Raw genomic sequence first — 3,520 nt, forward strand, 5'->3', positions numbered from 1 at the left:
TGAAGCGTCAAAAATCTCAAAGTAATTTCGCTAAAGACAGGCTAGAGGATGTAGAAACCTCTAGCTCAAGCGAAGCTAGCTAGAGGTAGTTCATACCAAGATAACTGTTCACTGTTAGAGTTGCGCTTTATGCCAGGATGAGTGCGGTAATCCTACTTGATGACAAAGTTAGACGGGTCTTGATCTCGTCGATGCTTAGTGGGAATGGGGTCTGGCTGTCCATCACCCGCAAGGGCTGCGGTTTTCTCCAGGGATTCCCTCAATCGCTTGGCTGCGTAGATGGACATGTCTCGCGGTACATTAATCCGATCGCGCAAATATCGGAGAGCGACATCAGATCCCGATGGAGGTACACAGTCTTCACCTGTCATCATGTGTGTTAAAGCACAACGTAGCGCTTGATCAAACAATTTATCATCTTTGGGGTTGACTCGGATAATATTGATGCGGTGTTCGATAGTTCGTTGAAGAGCTTCCATGCGTGAGTTTTCCGGTTCTGGATAAGTAACATCTGGTAGCCCAAACCAGGGACCGTTATCCACCCGCGCTTTATTAAGAAGCATCTGGGTTTCGCCGTTTTCCCAACAGCCCCCCATCTGGGGCGGCAAATCATGTACATGGGTGTGAAAGTCGCTCTGGGTACCGCAGTAGGTCGGTCGGCTTTCCATTGCCGCAAACCATGCGCTCAAGCGAGGGTTTTCCGAACGTAGGGAGTAGCCTTTATAGTAGTAAAGGCTCGCATTCATCCGTTCGAGATATGGCGTAAAAATCACATCGACGATACCGAACTCCGATAGAAAGTAAGGGCTTGGGGTGCGACCCAGAGCCGACTCAACCCTAGCCACCACTCCGATAAATTGTTGTCGGTTGCGTTGTTCTTGTTGAGAGTTCTCTGCTCTAGAGCAGAGCCAAGCGCACCAAGCTCCAAATAAAAGTCGTTCTAATTGACGTAGAGGAAGTACTGTGCGGTCTTCCATCCCTTGGCTCAATGGCTCAAATACCTTTGACAAAGCGATCAAAATGTCATCGCTTTCCTTAATAATCCGTCCATCTAGCTCGATCGCGGGGAGCATTCCTGATGGGACTTTACGTTTGTACCAACTTTCTTTCTCTCCATAGCAGAACATTGTCACTTTTTCGATGCGGTAGGGGATCTGTTTTTCCTCTAGCCATAACCAAACTTTTTGGCAGTAAGGACACCAGGCGTGGTTATCGCGGTACAGCGTTACCCGCACATCAGATTCGGGCTGACCAAACAAGCGCAACCTGGCTCTAGCGTTGGTGAGACCATTAACGGTATCTATTTGATAGTCCGTGAGAGTTTCTAGTTCTTGCCAGCTTAAGGGTGCGGTAGTCATAGGGTGAGTGGGGTCTGCTGAATAGCTGTAAAACTCTTATATTCTAAGCTTTTCAGGCTATTTTTGGAGAAAAGAGTGCAATAAGAGAATAGGGGTACAAGGTTTAAAAAGCTTGCATTGACAATTTTTTGGAGTCCAAAAAGTTTAAATCACTGAGTCAAAAATTTGTTGTGCGGTTAGATTGTTTCGATGTTTTCCAAAACTTTTTGGATACGTGTTGCTTTATCAGCTTTTAATTGAATTTCTTGCGCTTCTTGGGTAGCATTTGCTGCCTGTTCTTGGGCAATTTGTAACATTCATTCTGGGAATGGATTAGCTGCTGTCATAAATTAAATTAATTTTTATACCTCTACGAATAAGAAAATTATCTATGCTTTGTATTTATTATTCCCAATTAATTGACAAAATATAAAGGGTAAGAATAATAAATACGAATTATTGGATTACAAACTCCCTAAAATATTTAACTTTGTTAGCCAATTTTCATTATGGCTTAGATTTACCACAGTGTAACCACTGTTATACCTAAGATTATCCCTCTCGATCTTGTCTTGCTTGCGTTGATCGGGGCGATCATGAACTGAACCGTCACAAAAAACTGCGATCGCCTCTTCCTCATAAACAAAATCTGGTTTACAGTTTGCCTCTGGAATAAATTTCTGAGCAGCATCAGGTAATTTATATCCCCGTTGATAAATTTCTTGCAAAACCACACGCTCAAAATCAGAGTTAGGGTCTGCCTGTTCCAGCAATTTTTGATATTGCTGATCGCGAGAAAGCCCTTTGACTTGAGTAATAACGATACTCTCCAGTAACAGGTCAAGCCAAGGTTTGATTAGGTGACGATTTATCAGTGCATGGTCAAATTGATTGCGGTAAGAGAGCAAGCATTCATAGCAAGCTTGAATACAACTGTCTTTAGGTTGTGTAAAATGACAAATGTCGAAAGCTGCATCAGCAATTTTTCTAAATGCCTCTGGTTTTTCTAATAGCTGAGAGACTACACCTGCACCACCTTCAGCAGCTTCCCAGAACAGTAAATACTTGCCTTCGCCTAATCGTTCGGAGTCGAGTTCATCAGCTTCTAATTTGTAAACGGCTTGAATTGCAGTTTCTAAGGTGTATTGCAGGGTGGCAATAAAAGCTTCTCTGCCCTCAACAGGAACATTTAATGGCTCAACAATCAAGATATTGCAAGTATCATCGACCATTAAATTCACTTCGGTATGCAAGCTGTCGGGTGTCTGTTGAGTCTGTGGATTTTTATGGTCGCCCCATACACCCGTTGTTGGATTAAGCTTAAATCCTCGTTCTTCTCTATTCTTCTTCAGCCCCCGATTAATTCGCCAAATAGTAGCTGTAGCTCCATAGGTTAATTTGAACAGTGGTGTACCATCAGCAGCTTGAACAATAGCTGATTCCCGCTTTTGGCTAGCGTAGCGGAAATGTGTGGTGATGTTGTAGCCGTACTTGAGCCTTTCTTCTTCGTCGCAGGTAATGCGTTCTCGACGACGAGCGATCGCAGTTTCCATTGGTAGTACACGAGTTAATTTGGCTACATTGCCATGAGCATCAGGTTTAATTTCTGCGCCGCAGTTTTCACAAGTGTCACGAAAATCGCCGTCGTGGTAATACCCACAATTAGCGCAGACACTCACCCGTTTATACTCGCCTTCAATGCCGCCAACAGGAACTTTTGTTTTGGCCACCATGAATTTACTACCTTCGTAGTAAAGGATATTATTGGGAGCAAATTCCCGTAATGCCATTGAGCGGGGGCGAGAAATAAATTCACCACCTTCACCAGCCGGAATAAATGCTCGGACTGGCAGGCGAGGGAAGTTGAACCCTGGTAAAAACCCTTCGGCAGCAAAGTAACGATAGGGATAAAATTCAAACTGGGAATTACTCTTGCCTTGGCTGTGTCCTACGAGTAGATCAATTTGTCGTTGTGCTTCTCGTGCCTGTGCTTCCGCATTGTTACGTTCTTCGTGGGCAACATCACCTCCAGCAAAACGGTCAATAGTGCGACGGGCAGATTCTAACTGCTTAACTGACTCTACTCACATCTTGCACCTGGAAGTATGAATGTCAAAACCACAACTACGTGCAAGGGGAGCTAGGCGTTCAATTTCAAGTAAAAGAAGAGACACGACTATTTG

General features: G+C 44.1%; 3 protein-coding genes. 1 reads left to right on the forward strand and 2 read right to left on the reverse strand.

Translation table 11 applies throughout. The features are described from left to right. Positions 1 to 152: 152 nt before the first annotated feature. Together ACYTXL_RS17690 and ACYTXL_RS17695 are read right to left on the reverse strand one after the other, a co-directional pair. A complete protein-coding gene (locus ACYTXL_RS17690) occupies positions 153 to 1,358 on the reverse strand; it encodes a glutathione S-transferase family protein (RefSeq protein WP_461925883.1) in 1,206 nt (401 codons plus the stop codon). 443 nt (positions 1,359 to 1,801) lie between these two features. Beyond that, positions 1,802 to 3,070 carry a Zn-binding domain-containing protein gene (locus ACYTXL_RS17695; protein WP_461925884.1) on the reverse strand — a complete coding sequence of 423 codons (1,269 nt, stop codon included), beginning with the start codon at positions 3,068 to 3,070 and terminating at the stop codon, positions 1,802 to 1,804. 31 nt (positions 3,071 to 3,101) lie between these two features. Between ACYTXL_RS17695 and ACYTXL_RS17700 the strand changes: the two genes are divergently transcribed. After that, a complete protein-coding gene (locus ACYTXL_RS17700; protein ID WP_461925885.1) occupies positions 3,102 to 3,236 on the forward strand; it encodes a hypothetical protein in 135 nt (44 codons plus the stop codon). Positions 3,237 to 3,520: the final 284 nt, after the last annotated feature.

Source organism: Nostoc sp., from assembly GCF_054880495.1.